The sequence below is a fragment of the Sphingomonas sp. DG1-23 genome (assembly GCF_030730875.1).
Taxonomy (GTDB): Bacteria; Pseudomonadota; Alphaproteobacteria; order Sphingomonadales; family Sphingomonadaceae; genus Sphingomonas.
The window spans coordinates 155495-178312 of the sequence record NZ_JAVAMA010000011.1 but is presented as its reverse complement, the minus strand read 5'-3'; the positions used below and the strand labels follow the sequence as shown (position 1 = coordinate 178312).

Below are 22818 nucleotides of genomic sequence, written 5' to 3'. Positions count from 1 at the left end.
GGTGTAACCCGTGGATATTCCAAGCGAACTGCATCAGTTTCTCGGCATCGCGAGCACGGCGCGGGCGCGCTTCAGATGCGGCATGTCGAGCATCGCGCCATCGAGCCCGATCGTGCCCGCGTCCGGATTGGCGGCAAACGCCGCGACGATCGCCTCGGCCCGCTCAATCTCGGCTGCGGAGGGAGAGAAAGCGCGGTTGATCACCGGGACCTGATCGGGATGGATCGCCATCATTCCGCGAAAGCCGGCGCGGCGCGCCTTGGCGGCGACTTTGGCCAGTCCGTCGAGATCGCGGAAATCGCCGTGGATCGTCTCGACCGGCGTCACGCCTGCCGCCGCAGCGCCGGCAAGGGTCAGCGCGCGGAACAGCTGATAGGGAAAGTCGTATTCGCCATTCTCGTCGCGATTGTCGGTGGCGCCGAGCGCAGTCGCGCTATCCTCCGCGCCCCAGGTGAGCGCTGCGAGCCGCGGGCATCCGGCATAATCGCCGAGACCGAACAGGGCAGGGGCAGTCTCGGTTGCGACCACGATCGTGCGGATGCCACCGATCGTCAGGCCCGCCGCAGCTTCGAGCGCGGTGAGATAATGATGGAGCCGTTCGGTCTCGGCGCGGGTGGCCTTGGGAAGCATGATCCCGTCGGGCCGCTCGGGCACCACTGCGGCGAGATCGGCGAGCGCATGCTCGCCGTCGAGCGGATTGATCCGCACCCATTGCGGCTGCGCGCGTTCGGCGGTCCGCAGATGCTCGGCGACCAGTGTCCGCGCCGCCGCCTTGTTCGCAGGAGCCACCGCGTCCTCGAGATCGAGCAGCACCAGATCGGCACCGCTCGCACCGGCCTTGGCCAGCTTGCGCTCCGAATCTCCCGGGGCAAACAGCAGGGAGCGTGCAATCAGCGGTTCGGCCATGGATCCTCCGGGTTGAGCTCCAAGACCTAGAACGCGGCGCGGCGCGGGTAAACCGGCGGGGCTCGAGCCGAAGCCGCAGAGGGAGGTCCATCGGCTTCGGCTCGCTCCCGGCGGTGCCGCTCCGGGGGAGGAGGGCGACACGCGTTACAGACGGAGCCGTGGGAGACGGCGGCATCCGCAAGCCCCCTCTAGGCCGCCCGGCGGTGCGCGTCCTTTCGGGAAAAATCCGATACGGGCTTGTACCGCATGTTAAGGGTCCGTCGGTGCCGCCGCGCTCGGGCGCGGGGGCGGATTTTACGGCCCGTTAACCTTGTCCGCTTACCTTGTTCGGACATATTTCGGGGGGAATCGGACTTGCGCATTCTGATCGTTGACGACGAGCCGGCGATGCACGATTCCTATCGCCAATGCTTCGCCGCGCCCGACGGCGGCGCCGGCGCGTTGGGCGCGATGGCGGCCGAACTGTTCGGCGATCAAGCGCCCGGCGAGCCCGCGCCACGCTTTGCCTGCGATCACAGGATGCAGGGCCTCGACGCCGTCGCCGCAGTCGAGGAAGCGCTCGAGACCGGCGAGCGCTATGCCGTCGCCTTTCTCGACGTCCGCATGCCGCCGGGGATCGACGGCAAGGAAACCGCCAAGCGCATCCGCGCGCTCGATCCCGACATCAACCTCGTCATCGTCACCGGCTATTCGGACTTCTCGCCGATTGAAATCAGCCGCGCCGCCGGCCCCGCCGACAAGATCTTCTACATCGCCAAGCCGTTCCAGGCCGAGGAAGTCCTCCAGACCGCAACGGCGCTCGCGCAGCGCTGGAAGGTCGATCTCGATCTCAAGAACGCAATTGCCCTGCTCGAGGAACAGAAGCTCGAGCTCGCTGCCAATGAATCGCGCGCCATCCACATGGCCAATCACGATTCCCTGACCGACGCGCCCAATCGTCTCGCCTTTCTCCATGCGCTCGGCCAGGCAGTGAAAAGCGAGCATTGCTTCGCGATGGCGATGATGGATCTCGACCGCTTCAAGCTGGTGAACGACACGCTCGGCCATCTCGCCGGCGACGAGCTGATCCGCATGGTCTGCGAGATCCTTCAGAACCAGATTCCCGAAGGCGGCTTCGTCGCGCGACTCGGCGGCGACGAATTCGCGCTGCTGATGCAGGTCGAGGGCGAAGACGACGCAGTGATGCAGTGCGAACGCCTGCTCAGGGCGTGCAGCGCCAGCTTCAAGGTGTTCGGCCATTCGGTGCAGGGCGGCGCCTCGGTCGGGCTGATCGTCGTCGAACCCGGCCGGATCGGCGATCCGATCGACGTGATGCGTCGCGCCGATCTCGCGCTCAACGAAGCCAAGCGTCAGGGCCGCGGCTGTGTGCGGGTGTTCGACGAGAGCATGGACGAATCGATCCGCTTCCGCCGCCAGATCGAGGGCGGCCTGTCCGAAGCGATCGCCAAGGGCGAGCTCAAGCTGGTCTTCCAGCCGATCGTCGGCCGCGATCTCCAGATCACCGGGTTCGAGGCGCTGATCCGCTGGTGCAGCCCCGAATATGGCATGGTCCCGCCGGGCATGTTCATCCCGATCGCCGAGGAATCGAACCTGATTCACGAGCTGGGCGACTGGGTGATCGACGAGGCGATCGTCGCGTTGAAGACTTGGCCCGGCCAATATGTCTCGGTCAATTTCAGCCCGCGCCAGTTCCGCCGGCACAATTTCGTCGCGCACGTCGTCGAGCGCGTCGCCAGCGCCGGGATCCAGCCCGGCCGCTTCCAGATCGAGATCACCGAAACCGCGATCTTCGACAATGTCGAGCGCGCCGCCGAGATCCTGTTCAAGCTGCGCCAGATGGGCTTCCGCATCGCGCTCGACGATTTCGGCACCGGCTATTCGTCGCTCTACAATATCCGCCGCTTCGCGCTTGACTGCCTGAAGATCGATCGCAGCTTCGTCGACGGCATGGGCCGCGAGCGCGAGAGTGCCGCGATCGTCCATTCGGTGATCCATCTCGGCCGCGCGCTCGGGATGGAAGTCGTCGCCGAGGGAGTCGAGACCGATGCCCAGCTTCAGGCGCTTCGTCTCGCCGGATGCAGCCACATGCAGGGTTATCATCTCTCCCGCCCGATCGATGCTGAGGATGCGCTGACGCTTGCCGAAAAGGGCAGCCTCGCCCCCGTGGCCGCGTTCGAGACCGCGAGCACCGGGACCGACGGCTGATGGCGCTCACGGCGCGGTTGCGGCTGCCGCGTTCGCTCGGCGCCAAGCTCGTCCTTATCCTGACCGGGGTCGGGCTGCTCGGCGCGACCGCGCTGACTTTGCTGCTCGCCACCGTGATCACGCCCAATTTCAACCGGCTCGAGCGCGATGCCGTCGCCGCGCATGTCGCGCGCACCCGGGCCGTGGTCGAGGATCTCGCGTCCAAGGTCGAGAACGCGGTGCGCGATTATGGCGACTGGAACGAGTCGTGGGATTATATGGCCGCGCCGAGCCGCGCCTTCGAGGAGGAGAGCTTCTCGACGCTCGCGATGGTCAATCTCGACGTCAACGGCATGGCTTATGTGCGCCCCGATCGCTCGGTGGTGATCGCCCGCTGGATCGATGTCGGCCGTCAGATCGAGCTTCCGGCGATGCGCGGTGCGCTCGTCGATGCGATTCGGCGACTCGACCTCGACAAGGCGCTTCACGGTCGCAGCTCGGCCGGCTTCTATCTCAAGCTTGGCGACAGGCTCGCTGCGATCGGCGTTGCCCGGGTCCGCCGCAGCGACGGCAGCGGCAATCCGCGCGGATACGTGCTGATGGCGCGCACGATCACCTCGGCGCAACTCGGCACCTTGCTCCAGATCGAGACGCACCTCGCCGCGCCCGCCGATGACGTCACGGTGACGCCCGGCGCGTCGCGCACCCACATCGCCGTGCCGATCGCCGGGCCCGATGGACACGCCGTCGCCACCGTCGCTTATGCCGTGCCGCGCGATCTTTCGACGCTGGGCAAGCGGATGCTGATCCTCGCGGTGCTGGGATCGTCGTTGTTGCTGGCGGTGGTGCTGCTGGTGCTGCGCCGGATGATCACCCGGCTGGTGCTGCGCCCGCTCCACCGCGTCGAGCGCCATATGGGCGTGGTCCGCAATTCGGGCGATCTCGGCCTGCTCACCGAGAGTCCGCGCGACGACGAGATCGGCAGCCTCGTCACCAGCTTCAATTCGATGCTCCGCCAGCTGAAGGATCTGCGCGAGCAGCTCGAGGTTCAGAGCTTCACCCTCGGCCGCAGCGAGAGCGCGGTCGCGGTGATGCACAATGTCCGCAATGCGCTGAACCCGGTGACGACGGTGCTCAGCCAGGGGCTCGACCGCCCGGCCGCGATCGAGCGGGCGACGATCGATCGGGCATTGGCCGAGCTTGCCGATTCCGGCTTGCCCGTCGAGCGCCGCATCAAGCTTCTCGCTTTCCTCACCGCTGCGTTCGAGGCCGTCGAGCGCGAGCGCGCCGATCGTCGCGACCAGCTCGGCGTCGGCCGCGCCGCGTTGCGGCAAGTGCTCGAAATCATCGGTGAACAGCAGGAGGCGGCGAACGAGCGCCCGGCGCTCGCCAGTTGCGACATCAGCGAGATCGTCGCCCAGAACGCCACGATCGCGCGCTATTCGGGCGAGAACTCGGTGGCCTTCAGCTTCCCGTCCAGGCCGCATCTCGTTCTCGCCAATCGGGTGATCCTGAGCCAGGTAGTCGGCAATCTCTTCGCCAATGCGGCCGAGGCGATCGCCGCGGCGGGGCGGGGCGGGGGCAGCATCGCGGTCTCGGTCCAGCAAAAAGGCGAACGGACCGAGATCCTGATCCGTGACGATGGCGAGGGCTTCGATCCCGCGCAGACGCCGATCCTGTTTCAGCGCGGTTTCTCGACCCGCGCGCACAAATCGGGCGGGCTGGGGCTGCATTGGTGCGCCAATTCGATGCTGGCGATGGACGGCACGCTCGAACTGGTCAGCGACGGCAAGGGCATGGGCGCGCGCGCGATGCTGACCCTTGGTTCAGCAGCGGTCGCCGAGAATCTCGCCGCCTAGCGCTTTCGTGCTCCGGCGCAGGCCGGAGCGTTGGCCGCAAGGAATGCGCCGCCTCCAGCGCTCCGGCCTGCGCCGAGCACGGCAGGTTCACCCCGCCGCCCGCTTGCCCCCTACATCGTCGCGCCGCCGCAGGTATGGCGCCACCAGATTGCGCGCCCGAAACCACTCCTGTCGCTCGGCATCCAGCGTTTCGAAATCGCCGATCACCCGCCGGCATTCTGCCGCCTTGCACTGGCACAGCATGTGCCAGTTGGATTCCCGCAAGGTCGTCGAATAGTCCCATGCGATCTCCTCGCCCGCCTCGATCGCGCGGACCGCGACGAGGAACACCCCGGCTTCGCTGAAGCGCAGCCCGGCATTGGGCGCGCAGCTGTGATTGACCAGATCGTCGAGCTGACCGGAGGGCCCCATATAATGATCGGGCGTCACCTGGACGAAGCGGTCGCTGGGTCCGTGCATCAGGCTGGGCAATTGATCCGCGGGAAGCCGCCGTCCGGTGAATTCGAGCAGCACCTCGCCCTCGGTAAAGGGCGCCGCGGCGAAAACGGCCTTGCCGAGATGGTTGTCGCCGACTCTGAACAGATTGTTCGAAGGCCGGTAGCGCTCGAAGACGCGCAGGCCTCCTAGGCGAACGCCGAGCGAGCGTAGCGGATTGATCGTCGCCAGCCCGATCAGGAACCAGACGCTGGCATGGCAGAGCAATTCGACAAGGATGTAGCCGAGCTCGGCGAGCCCCAATTCGGGCCCGCGGACCGCGATCAGCAAGGTCGCGAGATCGCCGAAGGTCCATAGCCCCCAAGCCGGCGAGCGTTCGCGCGACCGATCGTCCCACACGCTCGCCCAGGTCGGCCAGAAGCTCACCGGCACCGCGGCGACGACCAGCATGTGCGCCCAGAACGCCTCGCGGAAAACCACCCAGAGCAGCAAGGCGGTCAGCGACGCGGCGATGCAAAAGGTCTCGCTGGGCGAGGGCGGTGCCCAGGCCGAGCGATGCCAGAGCGCGATGGTCACGGCGATGCACGCCAGCGCGGAGAGCGCGAACACCCAGCCTTGCGGTGCGCCGGGATTGACCGCGGCATAGGTCAACGCTTCGAGCGCGGTCGCCGCGGCCCAGATCAGCCACGAGGCACGATTGGGCCGGACGGTCTGGCGCCGCAGCCCGAGCAGATACACGGCATAGCCCGCAAAGCTCAGCCCGATCGCCAGCACGAACCAGATGTCGAGCCCCAACAAACGCCCCTCCCGAAGAAGGCGTTTACCATGTTCGTTGACTCTGGTCCACGCGCGACTCGCGGTGACTCCGCGAGTCGCAGCGCCTTCCGCCGTCCGGCGGACGCCGGAATCTCAGGCGGAGGCGCACTATGGCATGCTATCCCGGCTTACGCCGGGATGACGGTTAGCTGCCGCACTTCCGGACCGCGGCAAGCACCGTCTCCGCCCACTCCTTCCGGCAGATCAGCAAATCCGGAATCTCGGTCGCGCGTTCGTTGTAGACGATCGGCGATCCATCGATCCGCGAGGCATGCAGCCCCGCCGCCAGCGCCACCGCGACCGGCGCGCAATTGTCCCATTGGTGCTGGCCGCCGCTGTGCAGATAGATCTCGGCCGCGCCGCGCACCACGGCCATCGCCTTGGCGCCGGCCGATCCCATGCCGACCGACACCGCGCCGATCCGTCCGGCGACATCGACGCACAAGGCACTCGCCCGGGTCCGGCTGACCAGCATCCGCGGCGGGGTTTGCGGTTGCGGAAGCGGGGGCGGGGCATCGCTCGACAGGGTCAGGCCGAGCTTGGGCAGTGCCACCGCGCCGCTCGCCGCGCGTCCCTCGACCGCCAGCGCGACATGCACCGCCCAATCCTCGCGCCGCTCGGCGAATTCGCGGGTGCCGTCGAGCGGGTCGACGATCCACACCCGGCTTCGCGCCAGCCGTACCGGATCGTCGGCCGATTCCTCGGACAGGATCGCATCGTCGGGACGCGCCGCGCGCAGCCGTTCGAGGATCAACGCATTGGCCTCGCGGTCGCCGCGATCTCCCCCCGCGCATTCGGCCTGGATGCGCAGCAGCAGCGCGCCCGCCTCGGCGGCGATGTCGCGCGCGAGTTCGGCGTCGGTCAAATCACCGGGCTCCACGTTCCCATGATCGTCTCGACGATCCGCTCGGCCGCGGCCTCGGGAGTCTCCTTCGTCGTGTCGATCCGGATCTCGGGCCGTTCGGGCGCCTCATAGGGGCTCGATATGCCGGTGAAATTGGCAATCTCGCCCGCGCGCGCCTTGCGATACAGGCCTTTGGGATCGCGGCGCTCGGCTTCGGCGATCGGCGTGTCGATGAAGATCTCGAAGAAATCCTCTTGCGGAAGCATCGCGCGGACCATCTCGCGCTCGGCGCGGAACGGCGATATGAACGCAGTCAGCACGATCAGCCCCGCATCGGTCATCAGCCGCGCGACTTCGCCGACGCGGCGGATATTCTCGACCCGGTCGGCATCGGTGAAGCCGAGATCGCGGTTGAGCCCGTGCCGCACATTGTCGCCGTCGAGCAGGAAGCTGTGCTTGCCCATCGCGTGCAGCTTCTTCTCGACCAGATTGGCGATGGTCGACTTGCCCGATCCCGACAGCCCGGTGAACCACAGCAACCGCGCGCGCTGACCCTTTTGCGCTGCGTGCGCCTCGCGAGTGATCTCGACGGCCTGCCAATGGACATTCTGCGCACGACGCAGCGCGTGGTGGAGCATTCCAGCGGCGACGGTGGCGTTGGTCGCCTTGTCGATCAGGATGAACCCGCCGAGATCGTGGCTGTCGCCATAGGCCTCGAACACGATCGGTCGGTCCGACGCGATCTCGGCGACGCCGATATCATTGAGCTGCAAGGTCTTGGCCGAGACCGTGGCGAGCGTGTTGACGTCGATCGCATGTTCGGGCTCGCGCACCATCGCGCTCACCGTCTGCGTGCCGAGCTTGAGCCAATAGGCGCGGCCGGGGAGCAGTTCGGCCTGGTCCATCCAGACGATCGTCGCCTTGAACTGGTCGGCGACCTGCGGCGGCGCGTCGGCGGAGGCGATGACGTCGCCGCGCGAGCAATCGACTTCGTCGGCGAGAGTCAGCGTCACCGACTCACCGGCGCCGGCCCATTCGCGATCGCCCTCCATCGCCACGATCCGCGCGATCGTGGTGGTCCGCCCCGAAGGCAGGATGCGCACCGCGTCACCCGGTTTGACGGTGCCGCTGGCGATCAGCCCGGCAAACCCGCGAAAATCGAGGTTCGGGCGGTTGACCCATTGCACCGGCAGCCGGAACGGCTTGGCGCGACCCGCCTCGGTCTCGACCTCGACGGCCTCGAGATGGTCGAGCAACGCCGGCCCGGCGAACCATGGCGTGTTCTCCGACAGTCCGGTGATGTTGTCGCCCTTGAACCCCGAGATCGGGACCGGCGTAAAGCTGCGGATGCCGATCGAGTCGGCGAAGATGCGGTAGTCCTCGACGATCGCCTCATAGGCGGCCCGGTCATAGCCGATCAGGTCCATCTTGTTCACCGCCAGCACGATGTGCCGGATGCCGAGCAGATGCGCGAGATAGCTGTGCCGCCGCGTCTGGGTGAGCACGCCCTTGCGCGCGTCGATCAGGATCACCGCGAGGTCGGCGGTCGACGCGCCGGTGACCATGTTGCGAGTGTACTGCTCGTGCCCCGGTGTATCCGCGACGATGAACTTGCGTTTCTCGGTGGCGAAGAAGCGATAGGCGACGTCGATCGTGATGCCCTGCTCGCGCTCGGCGGCGAGCCCGTCGACCAGCAAGGCGAAGTCGATCTCCTGTCCTTGCGTGCCCAGCCGCTTGCTGTCGGCTTCGAGGCTGGCGAGCTGATCCTCGAAGATCATCTTCGAATCGTAGAGCAAGCGGCCGATCAGCGTGGATTTTCCGTCATCCACGCTGCCGCAGGTAATGAACCGCAGCAGCGATTTGTTCTGATGCAGCGTCAGATAGGCCGAGATGTCGGACGCGATCAGCGCGTCGGGGCGATAGGAGGTCATACTAAATTCCGTCACCCCGGCGGACGCCGGGGTCTCGTGCGATGGCGAGCGGGCGTTTGCTGCCCGGGATCCCGGCCTGCGCCGGGATGACATGAAGTGTCCCCTTCATGTCAAAAATACCCCTCCTGCTTCTTCTTCTCCATGCTCGCGGCCTGATCGTGATCGATCGCGCGGCCCTGGCGTTCGGAAGTGGTGGTGAGCAACATCTCCTGAATCACGTCTTCCAGCGTCGCCGCCTCGCTCTCGACCGCGCCGGTCAGCGGATAGCAGCCCAATGTCCGGAAGCGCACTGATCGCTCGACCGGCGTCTCGCCGGGCGCAAGCCGGAAGCGGTCGTCGTCGACCATTAGCAGCAGCCCGTCGCGTTCCACCGTCGGGCGCGGCGCGGCGAAATAGAGCGGCACGATCTCGATCCCCTCGGCGCGGATGTACTGCCAGATGTCGAGCTCGGTCCAGTTCGAGATCGGGAACACCCGCATGCTCTCGCCCTTGGCCTTGCGCGCGTTATAGAGATGCCACAGCTCGGGCCGCTGGTTCCTGGGGTCCCAGCGATGGCTGGCGGTGCGGAACGAGAAGACGCGCTCCTTGGCCCGGCTCTTCTCCTCGTCGCGCCGCGCGCCGCCGAATGCCGCATCGAAGCCATGTTGGTCGAGCGCCTGCTTCAGCCCCTCGGTCTTCCACAGATCGGTGTGCAGGCTGCCATGATCGAACGGGTTGATCCCCCCGCGCACTGCATCGGGGTTCTTGTGGACGATCAACTCCATCCCCGCCGCCTTCGCGGCCTTGTCGCGCAGGTCGTACATCGCCCGGAACTTCCACGTCGTGTCGACATGGAGCAACGGGAAGGGCGGCGGCGCGGGATAAAAGGCTTTCCTGGCGAGGTGCAGCATCACCGCGCTGTCCTTGCCGATCGAATAGAGCATCACCGGCCGCTCCGCCTCCGCTACGACTTCGCGCAGGATGTGGATGCTCTCGGCCTCGAGGCGCTGAAGATGCGTGAGAGATGGAAGAGACAAAACGAATCCCGATTGCACTGATGTCCGGCTAAAGCTTCGTGAACCTTCTGCCGCTATTTGACAGCATGGATCTAGGGGGCAGGGGCACTCGATTGCGAGGCGTTCCTAATTCGGCGCGGAGAAGAAAAATTGTCAGCCCATTTTCGCCGCAGCGGTGACCGGCGGCCCGAGCCCCACGGTGTCAAGGGCATCATCCTCGCCGGCGGATCGGGCACGCGGCTCTATCCGGCGACATTGTCGATCTCGAAGCAATTGCTGCCGGTGTTCGACAAGCCGATGATCTATTATCCGCTCTCGGTGATGATGCTCGCCGGAATCCGCGACATCCTGATCATTTCCACCCCGCGCGATCTGCCGATGTTCGAAGCGTTGCTCGGCACCGGGACGGCGTTCGGCATCAATCTCAGCTATGCCGTTCAGGCCGAGCCGGAAGGGCTCGCCCAGGCTTTCCTGATCGGCGAGGAATTCCTCGCCGGTGGACCGGCAGCTCTGATCCTCGGCGACAATATCTTCCACGGCGACGCGTTGGGCGCGAAGGGGCACATGGCCGCGATCGAGGCGGCGGCCGGCGGGGCGACGGTGTTCGCCTATCATGTCGACGATCCGCAGCGTTACGGCGTGGTCAGCTTCGACCCCGAGACCGGGCGCGCGACCGAAATCGTCGAGAAGCCGGCTGAGCCCGCATCGAACTGGGCCGTCACCGGACTCTATTTCTTCGATCGCGACGTCACGTCGATCGCCCGCGCGCTCAAGCCTTCGGCGCGCGGCGAGCTCGAGATCACCGACGTGATCCGCGCCTATCTCGATCGCGGCGATTTGACCGTGAATCGCCTCGGCCGTGGCTATGCCTGGCTCGACACCGGCACGCATGACAGTTTGCACGAGGCCGGAGCCTTCGTCCGCATGATCGAGCATCGCCAGGGGATCAAGATCGCCTGCCCCGAAGAGATCGGGTTCGACCTCGGCTATCTGAGCGCCGACGAGATGCTCGATCGCGCAGCGCGGATGGGCAAGAACGGCTATGCCGATTATCTCCGCCGCTGCGTGCAGGCCGCGGCATGATCCGGCGCGTGTTGGTCACCGGCGGGGCCGGATTCATCGGCTCGGCAGTGTGCCGCCGGCTGGTGGCGCGGGGCTATCACGTCGTCTGTCTCGACAAGCTGACCTATGCCGGCAATCGCGCCTCGCTCCGCGATGTGGCGGCCGCACCCAATTTCCGTTTCGTAGAGGCCGACATCGCCGACACTGCGACTGCGCTGCGCCTGCTCCGGGAGGAGCGGCTGGAGGGCATCATGCATCTCGCGGCCGAGACGCATGTCGACCGCTCCATCGATTCTCCTGCCGCCTTCGTCGAGACCAATGTCGTCGGCACGGTGCGGCTGCTCGACGCCGCGCTGGAACATTGGCGGTCGCTGCCTTCGGGCGAACGCGACGCCTTCCGTTTCCACCATGTCTCGACCGACGAGGTGTTCGGCGATCTCCCCTTCGACAGCGGCGTCTTCACCGAAACCACGCCTTATGCGCCATCCTCGCCTTACTCCGCCTCCAAGGCGGCGTCGGACCATTTCGTCCGTGCGTGGCACGAAACCTATGCCCTGCCGGTGGTGCTTTCGAACTGCTCGAACAATTACGGCCCGTGGCATTTCCCCGAGAAATTGATCCCGCTCACTATTCTCAATGCGCTCGAGGGCAAGAAGCTGCCGGTGTACGGCCGCGGCGAGAACGTCCGCGACTGGCTGTATGTCGAGGATCATGCCGACGCGCTGGAGAAGGTGCTGACCCAGGGGCGCGTCGGCGAGACCTATTTGATCGGCGGCCGTGCGGAAGCGACCAATCTGAGCGTCGTCGAATCGATCTGCGACATCCTCGACGCGCGTCAGCCGTTGTCCGGTACGCGCCGCCGTTCGCTGATCACCTTCGTGGCCGATCGTCCCGGACATGACCGCCGCTACGCGATCGATCCCGCCAAGGCCGGGCGCGAGCTGGGCTGGGCGCCGCGCGAAAGCTTCGCGACGGGACTGGCGTGCACGGTGGACTGGTATCTTGCCAATCGCGACTGGTGGGAGCCGATCCGCGCCTCGACCTATGCCGGCGAACGGCTCGGCAAGGTCGTCTGATCAGCCGGCTCTGGGTTTGCCCACGCCCACCAGCGTCAGCCCCGCGCGCGCCGCCTCGGCCGGCGGGTAGATATTGCGCAGGTCGACCAGCAATGGCGTGTTGAGCGTCTTCGCCATCCGGCCGAGATCGAGCGCGCGGAATTCGTCCCATTCGGTGACGATTACCAGCGCGTCGGCGCCCTCTGCCGCGACATAGGGGCTCGGGCAGAATTCGACGCCCTGCAGCATCGGCCGCGCCTGTTCGACGCCTTCGGGATCGTATGCGCGCACCGTCGCGCCGGCATCCTGCAGCGCCGCGATCACCGACAGGCTCGGCGCGTCGCGCATGTCGTCGGTGTTCGGCTTGAAGGTGAGGCCGAGCACCGCCACGGTCTTGCCGTGCGCGTCGCCGCCCATCGCCTTGATCACCTTGCGCCCCATTGCACGCTTGCGCGCGTCGTTCACCTGGACGGTCGCCTCCACGATGCGCTGCGGAGTCTCGTTGTCCGCGGCGGTCTTGAGCAGCGCGAGCGTGTCCTTGGGGAAGCATGAGCCGCCATAGCCGGGGCCGGCATGGAGGAACTTGGCGCCGATGCGATTGTCCATGCCGATCCCGCGCGACACTTCCTGCACATCGGCACCCACTGCCTCGCAGAGATCGGCAATCTCGTTGATGAAGGTGATCTTGACCGCGAGGAACGCGTTCGCGGCGTATTTGATCAGCTCCGAGGTGCGTCGGCCGGTGAACAGCAGTGGCGCGTTCTGATTGAGCGACAGCGGCCGGTAGATCTGCCGCATCACTTCGCGCGCCGTTTCGTCGTCGGTGCCGACGACCACCCGGTCGGGGCGCTTGAAGTCTTCGATCGCTGCGCCCTCGCGCAGGAATTCGGGATTGGACACGACCTTGGCGCCGCTGTCGGGGGCGACTTCGGCGATGATCCGCTCGACTTCGTCGCCGGTACCCACCGGTACGGTAGACTTGGTGACGATCACGCTGGGCCGGGTCAGATTCGCGGCGATCTCGCGCGCCGCTGCGTAAACATAGGTAAGATCGGCATGCCCGTCGCCGCGGCGGCTGGGAGTGCCGACCGCGATGAACACGGCGTCGGCGTCCTTGACGCCCTCGGCCAGGTCAGTGGTGAAGGTCAGGCGCCCCGCCTTGACGTTCGAGGCGACCAGCTCGGCCAGCCCCGGCTCGTAGATCGGCATCACATTTTGATGGAGCAGCTCGATCTTGCGCGCGTCCTTGTCGACGCAGACGACCTCATGGCCGAAGTCCGAGAAGCAGGCGCCGGAGACGAGGCCCACATAGCCGGTGCCGATCATCGCGATGCGCAAGGTCTGACCCTCTTTGTAGTGAAGATCATTGGCCCTTAACCGACCGGCGGCGGGGGGCAAGTGCGGCATGGGCGGGCCTGGCGCGATAACGCCGTCCGCGGACATGAAAAAAGCGGCCGGGTCCCCCAGGCCGCTTCGAATAGTCGTCCGGGCCGGTCAGCGCGCCTTCACTGCTGAAGTCGCCTCACCGCCGGCCCGGAAGTGACGAAATTCAGAACGGACGAATTTCTTCGCCCGTGCTCTTTTCGCGGAAAAGAAGGCCAAACGCGAACATCATTGATCTCCCATCGGTGCGCAGTGCTGCGCGATTCAGGTGGTTAAGGGGAGATTAACGACTAATCAATCAGGATTTCTGCGTAGTTAACCATCCTGTGAACGTTCTCGCCGCGGCGTGCAGCTTAACCGTTCCTTCAAGGGTCAGCCCTTAGGACGAGGCACATGTCGGGTGGGTCTGAGCCTTCGGTGCCCAGGGGGGACGCTGCGCCACGCGCGGTCGTGCGATCTGTGGAAACCAGTGGAATCGCTGCGAAAACGCTTTCGCGGCCGGGCCCCGGCGCGTGCGCGCGCAATTCCGGCCAGTCGGCATCCCCGCAGCGCCCACCGCTGTCTCCGCCCCGGACGGAGAGCGAAAATGGATCGCGCCAAGGTTGCGGCTATTGGCGGATTCTGTCCCAATGTGAGATTGTGAACTTCGCGGCGCTGCGCCGCCATCTCGGTCGGCCGCGGGCGGATGCGCTGGTTCTCGATGTCGCGGAGCGAATCGCCAGGCTGCTTCCCGATGTCCGGATTCTGACCGCCGGCCGCGCGCTGATCGAGATCGGCTTCGAACGCGAGGCGGCCGACACGGGCGCTGCGGACATACAGCGGCTGCGCAAGGCGCTCGCCCGCCCGTTCGATCTCGACGGCGAGGAATATCAGCTCCAGATGCAGTTCGGCGTCGCCGCCGCGCCGATCGAGGATTGCGACGATGTCCGGCTGACCGAGGCCGCTGAATCGGCTCTCGAACAGGCGCGCCGCGAGAACAAGGTCGTGATGCTCGATCTGTCGCGCGCCGATCTCGCTTTCGATCGCCTGACGCTGATGCGCGAGCTTCCCCGCGCGATCGCCGATGGCGAGATGTTCCTGCAGTATCAGCCCAAGGTCCATGTCCGACGCCAGGAGATCGCCAGCGCGGAGGCGCTGGTCCGCTGGCAGCACCCGCAACGCGGGCTCATCCTGCCGGGCGACTTCATTTCGGTCGCGGAGGAAGCGGGCGAGATCGGCGCGTTGACGATGTGGACGCTGCATCAGGTTATCGCGGATCAGAAGCAGCTCGCTGCCGAAGGGCACGACATCACCCTGTTCCTCAATATCTCGGGCATGCTCCTCGCCGATTCCGATTTCGTGAAGGAAGCCTGCGCGATCGTCGCGGCGGGCGGTGCCAGGCTCGGCTTCGAGATTACCGAGACCGCAGTGATCCGCGATCCCGATATTGCGATCCAGCATCTCCAGACCTTTGCCGATATCGGGGTTCAGCTCGCGATCGACGATTATGGCGCGGGACTCTCCTCGCTCGCTTATTTGAAGCGGTTGCCCGCCAACGAACTCAAGATCGACAAGATGTTCGTGATGCAACTGACCTCGAGCAATCGCGATCCGCTGATCGTCCGCTCGACGATCGATCTGGCACACGCGCTCGAGATGGAAGTCACTGCCGAAGGCGTCGAGACGCCGTCGGCTCTGGCGTTGCTCAGCGTGATGGGATGCGACATGGTTCAGGGCTATCTGCTCTCGCGTCCCCTCGGCTTCGATGCTTTCCGCAAATATCTCGCCGACGAGGCCCATCTCGCCAGCGCGAGCAATGTGCAGTCCTTCATCCGGCCCGAAAGCTTCTGGAAGCGCGCGTGATGCGCGCCCTGCTCGGCACGCTGGCTCTGGCGGTCGCTTTGGCGGCTGGCCAGCCGGCACGTGCCGGGGATTCCGGCTTCCCGAGGCCGCTCCAGACCCAGATCGATGCGGCGAAGAGCAGCATGATGGCGGATCAGGCGCAGGCTTTGCGGCATGTCGGGCTGATCGATTCGCTCGCCCGCCGCATTCCCGACACTCGCCAGCGCGCGCTGGCGCTCGCCACTGCCCGGTGGCTCGGCGCCGAGGCCCATTTGCGCAGCAATGCGGCGGAGCGCGCGAGGCCGCTTCTCGAACAGGGCCTCCGGCTCATCGAGTCGATCCCCGAACCGATCAAGCTCCGCGGCGATCTGCTGATGTCGCAGGGCGCCTTCTACATGCAGGGCGACGACGCCGTGAAGGCGCTGGCGAAATATCAGGAAGCTTTCCGGATCTTCGGCTCGGTGCGGGAGCAGCGCAGCCAGGCGATCGCGCTACAGAATATCGGCGCGCTCTACAGCATCGCGAACGACGACGATCGCGCGCAGCAATATTATCGCCAGGCAGCCGAACTCTATGACGGCGATCCGGCGCTCTCGCTGTCGCTGCACAACAGCCGGGGCAATGTCCTCGCCCGGGCCGATCAGGGCAGGGCCGAGGCCGAGCGCGAATATGAGGCCGCTCTGGCCATCGCCCGGCAGCTCGAAAAGCCCTTGCTCGAGGCGCGCATCCTCGTGAATCTCGCGCGTAACCAGGTCGAGCTCAAGCATTTCGACGCGGCGGACCGCACCCTGGCGCGCGGGTTCAAGCTCGTCGAAGACGCCGATTCCGATCTCCTGCGGCGGCATCTCCTCGCGACCGCCGCGCGGCTGGCTTCCGACCGCGGCGACAAGGCGAAGGCCGTGCGGCTGATCGGCGAATGCTTCGCCGGCGTGGATCTGACCACGACCACCGGCGATTTCCGGGTCTCGCATTTCTTTGCGCACGAGATTTTGCGCGACGTCGCGCCCAGGCTGGCGCTGGCGCATCTCGAGGCGATGAAGCGCCTCGACGAGGAGACCACCAAGGTCGCGACCTCGACCGGCGCGGCGCTGATGGCCGCTCGGTTCAATTATGCCGAGCAGCAGACCCGCATCCAGATGCTCAAGGTCGAGGAGGCGCGCCGCACTGCCGCGTTCCAGCTGACCCTGTTCCTCAGCATCGGCGGCGCGACGCTGGTCATCATCGCATTGCTGAGCTTCGGCCTGATCACGCTGCGCCGCAGCCGCAACCAGATCCGCGCGACCAACATCGTCCTCGGCGACACCAATATCGCGCTCGAAAAGGCATTGAAGGCGAAGACCGAGTTCCTCGCCACCACCAGCCACGAGATCCGCACGCCGTTGAACGGCATCCTCGGCATGACCCAGGTGATGCTCGCCGATTCAAGGCTCGAGCCGGCGACGCGCGATCGCATCGAGATCGTCCATGGCGCCGGCGTGACGATGCGCAGCCTCGTCGACGATATCCTCGACGTGGCGAAAATGGAGACCGGCAACCTCACCGTCGATGCCGCGCCCATGGATCTGTGCGCGACGCTGCGCGAAGTGACGCGGCTGTGGGACGAGCAGGCACGCGGCAAGGGGCTCAGCTTCCGCCTCGAGCTCAGCCACGCTCCCGGCTGGATCGTCAGCGACGCCGGCCGCCTGCGCCAGATCGTGTTCAATCTCCTGTCCAACGCGATCAAGTTCACCGAGCGCGGCGGCGTTGCCCTGCGCGTCGTCGCCGAAGGCGAAAGCGCGGCGCGCCGCCTGCGGCTGGTCGTGAGCGACACCGGCATCGGCATCCCGGCGGATAAATTCGAGGAGATCTTCGAATCCTTCCGCCAGGTCGATGCCGGCACCACCCGCAAGTTCGGCGGCACCGGACTCGGGCTCACCATCTGCCGCAACCTCGCCCGCGCATTGGGCGGCGAGATCTCGGTCGACAGCATCGATGGGCAGGGCACCGCATTCACCGTCGATCTGCCGCTGGTGCCTGCCGAGACGCCCGCCGCGCCCGTGTCGGGCGTCGCCCGCAGCGGCGCCGCGATGCTCATCCTCGATCGCAACCCGATCGCGCGCAGCATGCTCCGCACCTTGCTCGAGCCGCGGCTGACCTCGCTGCGTTTCGCCGCCAGCGCCGAAGAGGTGCATGCGCTGATCGCCGAGGCCCCCGCCACCCATCTGCTGGTCGACGAGGGGACGCTCAAGGCGGGCGAAGGCGATCCGATGGACACCCTCGCGCAATTGGTCGCCGCCGTCGCGCCGGGCAACAGTGCGGTCCTGTGGATGAAACCCGATGCAGAGATCCGGGGGCAGCTCGCCGCCGCCGGTATCGGCAATATCGTGGAAAAGCCCGTCTCCGGCGCGGCGCTGATCGCCGCCATCGTTCCGGAACCGGAAGAAATTTTGAACGCTGGCCGTGGCGACCGTCTTGTGTCCCAGGCGGCTTAGCGCGATAGCACACTTTATATGATAAAAACGGTCGCAGAGATTCACACCGTCGCGCGCGGCGGCATGCCATGAACATCCTGTTCATCGAGGACGATCCGATGAATCGGCGGGTCGTGAAGGACATGCTCGACGTCGCCGGCGCGACCATGGCCGAGGCGAGCTGGGCCGAGGAAGGCCTCGAGAAGATCGACGCCGAAAATTTCGACGTCGTCCTCGTCGATCTGCGCATGCCCGGCACCGACGGCTTCGAGACGATCCGCCGCATCCGCGCGCGCGGCGACGACAAGGGCGAACTGCCCATCATCGTCGTCACCGCCGATACGGCGATCGACTTGCGCGAGCGCTGCCTCGCGCTCGGTGCCGACGACGTGCTGTTCAAGCCGGTGGCGATGGACGCATTGTTCGATTCGATCGGCCGGGTATTGGCGAGCCGCAGCGGCGGAATGCTCGGCTGATTAATCCTCGAGGATGCGCGAATGCTTCGCGGTATCGCGCATCCTGAGATAGGTTATCAGCGAAATCCCGATCATCGTAGTGACGTACCAGTAGAAGCCGCGCTCCCAGCCGGCGCCCTTGAACCACAAGGCGACATATTCCGCCGTTCCACCGAACAATGCGTTGGCGAGCGCATATGGCAGCGCCACGCCCAGTGTGCGGATATGTGCGGGGAATAGCTCTGCCTTTACCACCGCATTGATCGAGGTGTAGCCGGTCACGATCACCAGCGCGCCGAACATGATCAGGAACGCCGCGAACGGGCTGCGCACGCTCTCCAGCGTGGTGAAGATCGGCCAGGTCAGCAGCACCCCCAGCACCCCGAATCCCACCATCAGCGGCTTGCGTCCGATCCGGTCGGACAGCGCGCCTGCCAGCGGCTGGATCAGCATGAAACCGAACAGCGCGCCCGCGTTGATCTGCGAGGCGGTCGCCCGGTCGAAGCCCGCGGTGTTGACGAGGAATTTCTGCAGGTAGATCGAATAGGCATAGAAAGCGAGCGTGCCCCCGGCGGTGAGCAGCATCACCACCGCAGCCTCGCGCGGATGCTCGCGGAACAGCGCAAAGAGCCCCGATCGCCGCCCTTCGCCGCGCGTATTCTCGAAGCTCTCGGTCTCCGCCAGCCGCCGTCGCAGCCAGAACACGATCACCGCGAGCGCCCCGCCGATCGCGAAGGGGATCCGCCAGCCCCATGCGTCGAGAGCGGCTTCGCTCAGCACCGCCTGCAGCACCAGCAGCACCAGCAATGCCACCAACTGCCCCGAGATCAGCGTCACATATTGGAAGCTCGAGAAGAAGCCGCGATGCTTCTTGCCCGCCATTTCGGAGAGATAGGTCGCGCTCGCGCCATATTCGCCGCCGACCGATAGCCCCTGCATCAGCCGCGCGAGCACCAGCAGCATCGGCGCCGCCGCGCCGATCGTCTCGTAACCCGGCGTCAACGCGATGATCAGCGATCCCGCGCACATCAGGGTCACCGACAGCGTCAGCCCGGCCTTGCGCCCGTGGCGGTCGCCATAGACTCCCATCAGCCAGCCGCCGATCGGCCGCATCAGGAAGCCGACGGCGAATACCGCAGCGGCGTTCAGCAATTGCGCGGTCTGATCGCCCTTGGGAAAGAAGTGCGGCGCGAAATACAGCGTGAACGCCGAATAGGCGTACCAGTCATACCATTCGACGAGATTGCCCGCCGATCCGCCGAGGATCGAACGAAGGCGGTGCCGCGCGGGGGAGGGGGATGCCATCGCCGCGCACTATAACGGCGCCCCGCCTGCCGGGAAGTGGCACAGAGGAAAACCACTTCGGCAGGCGGGACGCCCCGGCCGGTGCAGGGATGCCGGCCGCTCCACCACCGTGGAGATCGTAAAAGCATTTCCCCGTATTCCTGCGAAAGCAGGAGCCCAGGATCACGATTGCTGTCCTGTGTGACTCTGGGCTCCTGCTTTCGCAGGAGCACTGCGGACTACCGCGCAAGCCCGATCACTGCGGCGGCGATGTACCCCGCCGCTGCGCTGCCGGTCATCGTCGGCGTTTGCTGGGCGATCTGCGCGCTCGAATTGTCGCCGAACACATTGTCGCCCGACAGCGACACGCCCGCGAGGTTGCGCACGCTCGTGCCGTAGCCGCTGGCATTGTTGTAGACCTCGCTGCACGCCGCCGCCGGCATCGCCAGCTGCGATACTAGCGCCGCGTAGCGCCCGGAGGTCGCATTGCTCAGGCTCGAAAAGACTTCGAAATGGATGTGCGGCCAGCGCCCGGCATAGCAACCTGGGAAGATCGTGGTGAAGCTGACCTGACCATTGGCGTCGGTGACGCCCACGCCGCGCAGATAGCTCTCGTTCGGCAGGTCGTAGAGCGAATATTTCCCGTCGCGGTCGCAATGCCAGAGATAGATGGCATAGCCGGCCAGCGGCGCGCAGGCCGAATTGACGTTCACCACGGTCAGCGTGAGCGCCACCTGCACGCCCGCCGCGATTGCGGTCGAGGTACCGATGAAGCTCGGCCGGATGTCGCTGCGCACCACATTGGCGGCGGTCAGCGCGTTCGAGGTGAGCCCGCTCGACGTGTTGGTACCGTCGGCGGGGTAGGGCCCGTTGGTCTCGGTCGGATCCAGCACGCAGCCGGCGGTCGGGGTCGGCGTCGCTCCGGGGGTGGGTGTGGCGGACGCGTCTGGCGAAGGCGTTGGCGTCGGCGAGACGATCGCGCCCGCGTTCGAGCCGCTGCCGTCGCACGCCGTCAGCAGCGCCCCCGCACCGGCGCCTGCGAACCAGCGCAATGCCCGCCGCCGGCTGGCGAGCGCGTTGATTGCCTGCAGATCATGGGCGAGGCCGAAATCGTGTTCGTGAAGGTCTTGCAATGCGATACTCCTGCTGGTCGACGGCAGAAGTGGCGGTGGCACCGCACCGGCGGATTTCGAGGCATCGCCCGAATATTTCAGTGCGTCTCAAATCCTCATCGCGGCGCGACGGAGGATCTGATCACTCCGCCGGCAGCCGCACCCGCACCCGTCCGCCCCCGGCCGCGCGGTTCTCCAGCAGCACCTCGCCGCCATGCGCCTCGGCGATCGAGCGGACGATCGCCAGCCCCAGTCCGGTGCCCCCGGTCGCCCGGTTGCGCGAGGCTTCGCCGCGCACGAACGGCGCGAACAGCGCCTCGGCGCGGCCGGGGAAGCCCGGGCCCTCGTCCTCGACCAGCACTTCGGCCCGTCCGGCAGAAACCGTCCAGCACAACCGCGCCCGGTCGCCATAGCGGACGGCATTCTCGACCAGGTTGGTGAATAGCCGGCGCAGCGCCACCGGATCGCCCTCGATGATCACCCGCGGCCCGAGATCGACCTCGACCGGCGTGCCCGCCGCGGCGAGATCGTCGCCCAGGCTCTCGATCAGGCTGCCGAGGTCGAGCCGCGCATGCTGCTCGCGGCTGCGATCGTCGCGGGTGAAGCGCAGCACCGCGCCCAGCATCGCGCGCATCTCGTCGATATCGGCGGCGGCGCGGTCGCGTGCCGCCTCCGGGAGCTGCTCGACCCAGAAAGCGATCCGCGAGAGCGGGGTGCCGAGATCGTGCGCGATCGCCGCGAGCATCGCGGTGCGCCCCTCGGCCTGCTGGAGGATGCGATCCTGCATCGCCTCGACTGCCTCGGCGAGCTCGCGCACTTCCCTCGGGCCGCCGCGCGGGATCGCCGGCCGTGCGCCGAGCCGGGCACGCGTCGCCGCATGAGCGAGCTCGCGGATCGGCCGCGAGATCCGCCCCGCGACATACCAGGCGAGCACCGACAGCACCGCCAGCGTGATCAGCATCCCCGCCAGCCGCCGGAAATGCCAGCTCGTGAAGGTGGGCGGCGGCGCGGTCGAGACGATGGTCCAGCCGTCGCCGTCGCGCAGCCCGATCGTGAAGCTGCCGCGGATGTCGCTGTCGGGATCGTGCGGTGGAAATTCGTAGAGCCCCTGCACGTTTCCGGCGGGCGCCGGGATCAGTGCAGCGATCGCCGCGTCGCGCTCGGGGGAGGGCTGCTCCTCGCTGCGGCCGAACCGGTCCTCGCGGATCCGCCTGACTTCGATCCCGCGGCTATTGTCGGGAACCGCGCCGGTGCGAAGCGCTTCCGCCACGCGCGCGATCGGCGTCGGCCGAAACCAGGGCGGCGGGCCGCTGAACATCGAGGTGAACTGCACCGTCGTCGCAATCAGTGCCGCGGCGATCACCAGCAGCAGGATCGGGACGGTGATCGAACGCGCGCGCCTCACGCCGAAACTTCGGCGACGAACATATAGCCTTCGTTGCGGATCGTGCGGATCAGCTCCTCGCGGCCGGGCCGGGCGAGCTTCTTGCGGAGCCGGCTCATCTGCACGTCGATCGCCCGATCGAAATGCTCGGCCATGGGCCCGCGCGAGAGATCGAGCAGCATGTCGCGGGTCAGCACGCGTCGCGGCCGCTCGACCAGAGCGAGCAGCAATCGGAACTCGCCGTCCGACAGATTGATGATCACATTCTCGGGATCGTAGAGTTGGCGCGCCACCGGATCGAGCCGCCAGCCGGCGAAGCGCAGGAAGCTGCGCTCGGGCATTTTCGCCGTGGCGCGCTCGCCGCTGCCGCTGCGCCGGAGCACGGATCGGATCCGCGCGAGCAATTCGCGCGGATTGGCCGGCTTGGCGACGTAATCGTCGGCACCCATCTCGAGCCCGACGATCCGGTCGACATCCTCGCCGATCACCGAATGGAGGATCACCGCCGGCCCGGTCTCGCGATCGAGCGAGCGGAGGATGGTCAGTCCGTCCTCGCCGGGCATCATCAGGTCGAGCACGACAAGCGCATAGTCATGCGCCGCCATCGCCTCGCGCATTTCCGCGCCGCCCGCGGCGGTGTCGACGACATAGCCGTGCTGCGACAGGAAGCCCGCGGTCAGTTCGCGGATTCCGGGATCGTCGTCGACGATGAGGAGGCGGGTCTCGAGGTCCAGGGCGTAGGCTAACTGCATGCGTGTCGAATGGCAGGCGAACCTATCGGCCGCGTTGCAGCGCTGCAACGCGGTGTAATGTGGCCGCACTGTTGCCTCGAGGTCACAGTC

At 66.5% G+C, this 22818-nt stretch carries 17 protein-coding genes; 7 read left to right on the top strand and 10 right to left on the bottom strand.

All coding sequences use genetic code 11. The features are described 5' to 3' along the window. Positions 1–33: 33 nt before the first annotated feature. Complete coding sequence (locus tag Q9Q95_RS17400; protein WP_306098411.1) at positions 34–906, bottom strand: CoA ester lyase; 873 nt, start codon at positions 904–906, stop codon at positions 34–36. Between the two features lie 354 nt (positions 907–1260). On the opposite strand from Q9Q95_RS17400, the gene Q9Q95_RS17395 reads away from it, so the two are divergent. Then, positions 1261–3111 (top strand): EAL domain-containing protein, encoded by a 1851-nt coding sequence (locus Q9Q95_RS17395; RefSeq protein ID WP_306098410.1) that lies wholly within the window; start codon positions 1261–1263, stop codon positions 3109–3111. Further along, positions 3111–4949 carry a CHASE4 domain-containing protein gene (locus Q9Q95_RS17390; RefSeq protein ID WP_306098409.1) on the top strand — a complete coding sequence of 613 codons (1839 nt, stop codon included), beginning with the start codon at positions 3111–3113 and terminating at the stop codon, positions 4947–4949. The genes Q9Q95_RS17395 and Q9Q95_RS17390 overlap by 1 nt, the downstream gene beginning before the upstream one ends. Positions 4950–5036: 87 nt before the next feature. Here the strand turns inward: Q9Q95_RS17390 and Q9Q95_RS17385 are convergent, their stop codons facing one another. The 4 genes from Q9Q95_RS17385 to cysD all read right to left on the bottom strand — a co-directional run bounded on the left by Q9Q95_RS17385 (position 5037) and on the right by cysD (position 9991). Beyond that, entirely contained in the window at positions 5037–6179 is a 1143-nt protein-coding gene (locus tag Q9Q95_RS17385; RefSeq protein WP_306098408.1) for an SET domain-containing protein, read from the bottom strand. Positions 6180–6345: 166 nt separating this feature from the next. After that, positions 6346–7065, bottom strand: a complete 720-nt coding sequence (locus Q9Q95_RS17380) for a 3'(2'),5'-bisphosphate nucleotidase CysQ (RefSeq protein WP_306098407.1) — start codon at positions 7063–7065, stop codon at positions 6346–6348. Then, the gene (cysN, locus tag Q9Q95_RS17375; protein ID WP_306098406.1) at positions 7062–8975 is read right to left on the bottom strand and encodes a sulfate adenylyltransferase subunit CysN; all 1914 of its coding nucleotides are present in this window, start codon (positions 8973–8975) and stop codon (positions 7062–7064) included. The genes Q9Q95_RS17380 and cysN overlap by 4 nt, the downstream gene beginning before the upstream one ends. 110 nt (positions 8976–9085) lie before the next feature. Beyond that, positions 9086–9991, bottom strand: a complete 906-nt coding sequence (gene cysD / locus Q9Q95_RS17370; RefSeq protein ID WP_306098405.1) for a sulfate adenylyltransferase subunit CysD — start codon at positions 9989–9991, stop codon at positions 9086–9088. A 129-nt stretch (positions 9992–10120) separates the two neighbouring features. Here cysD and rfbA point away from each other — a divergent pair, with 129 nt between their 5' ends. Then, positions 10121–11053 (top strand): glucose-1-phosphate thymidylyltransferase RfbA, encoded by a 933-nt coding sequence (gene rfbA, locus Q9Q95_RS17365; RefSeq protein WP_306098404.1) that lies wholly within the window; start codon positions 10121–10123, stop codon positions 11051–11053. After that, positions 11050–12108, top strand: coding sequence for a dTDP-glucose 4,6-dehydratase (rfbB, locus tag Q9Q95_RS17360; protein WP_371876800.1), 1059 nt, complete (start codon positions 11050–11052; stop codon positions 12106–12108). Before rfbA ends, rfbB begins: the two co-directional genes overlap by 4 nt. Here rfbB and Q9Q95_RS17355 read toward each other — a convergent pair whose 3' ends face one another. Then, entirely contained in the window at positions 12109–13425 is a 1317-nt protein-coding gene (locus Q9Q95_RS17355) for a UDP-glucose/GDP-mannose dehydrogenase family protein (protein WP_306098403.1), read from the bottom strand. 684 nt (positions 13426–14109) lie between these two features. Here Q9Q95_RS17355 and Q9Q95_RS17350 point away from each other — a divergent pair. From Q9Q95_RS17350 to Q9Q95_RS17340, 3 genes are all read left to right on the top strand, one after another. Continuing rightward, positions 14110–15312: a bifunctional diguanylate cyclase/phosphodiesterase gene (locus Q9Q95_RS17350; protein ID WP_306098402.1), complete on the top strand. Its 1203-nt coding sequence runs from the start codon at positions 14110–14112 to the stop codon at positions 15310–15312. After that, entirely contained in the window at positions 15312–17762 is a 2451-nt protein-coding gene (locus tag Q9Q95_RS17345) for an ATP-binding protein (RefSeq protein ID WP_306098424.1), read from the top strand. The genes Q9Q95_RS17350 and Q9Q95_RS17345 overlap by 1 nt, the downstream gene beginning before the upstream one ends. A gap of 68 nt (positions 17763–17830) precedes the next feature. Continuing rightward, positions 17831–18217: a response regulator gene (locus Q9Q95_RS17340; protein WP_306098401.1), complete on the top strand. Its 387-nt coding sequence runs from the start codon at positions 17831–17833 to the stop codon at positions 18215–18217. Here Q9Q95_RS17340 and Q9Q95_RS17335 read toward each other — a convergent pair whose 3' ends face one another. The 4 genes from Q9Q95_RS17335 to Q9Q95_RS17320 form a co-directional block, all read right to left on the bottom strand. Continuing rightward, positions 18218–19501 (bottom strand): MFS transporter, encoded by a 1284-nt coding sequence (locus tag Q9Q95_RS17335; RefSeq protein ID WP_306098400.1) that lies wholly within the window; start codon positions 19499–19501, stop codon positions 18218–18220. A gap of 218 nt (positions 19502–19719) precedes the next feature. Continuing rightward, positions 19720–20613: an intradiol ring-cleavage dioxygenase gene (locus Q9Q95_RS17330; protein WP_306098399.1), complete on the bottom strand. Its 894-nt coding sequence runs from the start codon at positions 20611–20613 to the stop codon at positions 19720–19722. 121 nt (positions 20614–20734) lie between these two features. Further along, on the bottom strand, positions 20735–21997 hold the full coding sequence (locus tag Q9Q95_RS17325; RefSeq protein WP_306098398.1) for an ATP-binding protein: 1263 nt from the start codon (positions 21995–21997) through the stop codon (positions 20735–20737). Further along, positions 21994–22728, bottom strand: a complete 735-nt coding sequence (locus tag Q9Q95_RS17320; RefSeq protein WP_306098397.1) for a response regulator — start codon at positions 22726–22728, stop codon at positions 21994–21996. Before Q9Q95_RS17320 ends, Q9Q95_RS17325 begins: the two co-directional genes overlap by 4 nt. Between the last annotated feature and the right edge of the window lie 90 nt (positions 22729–22818).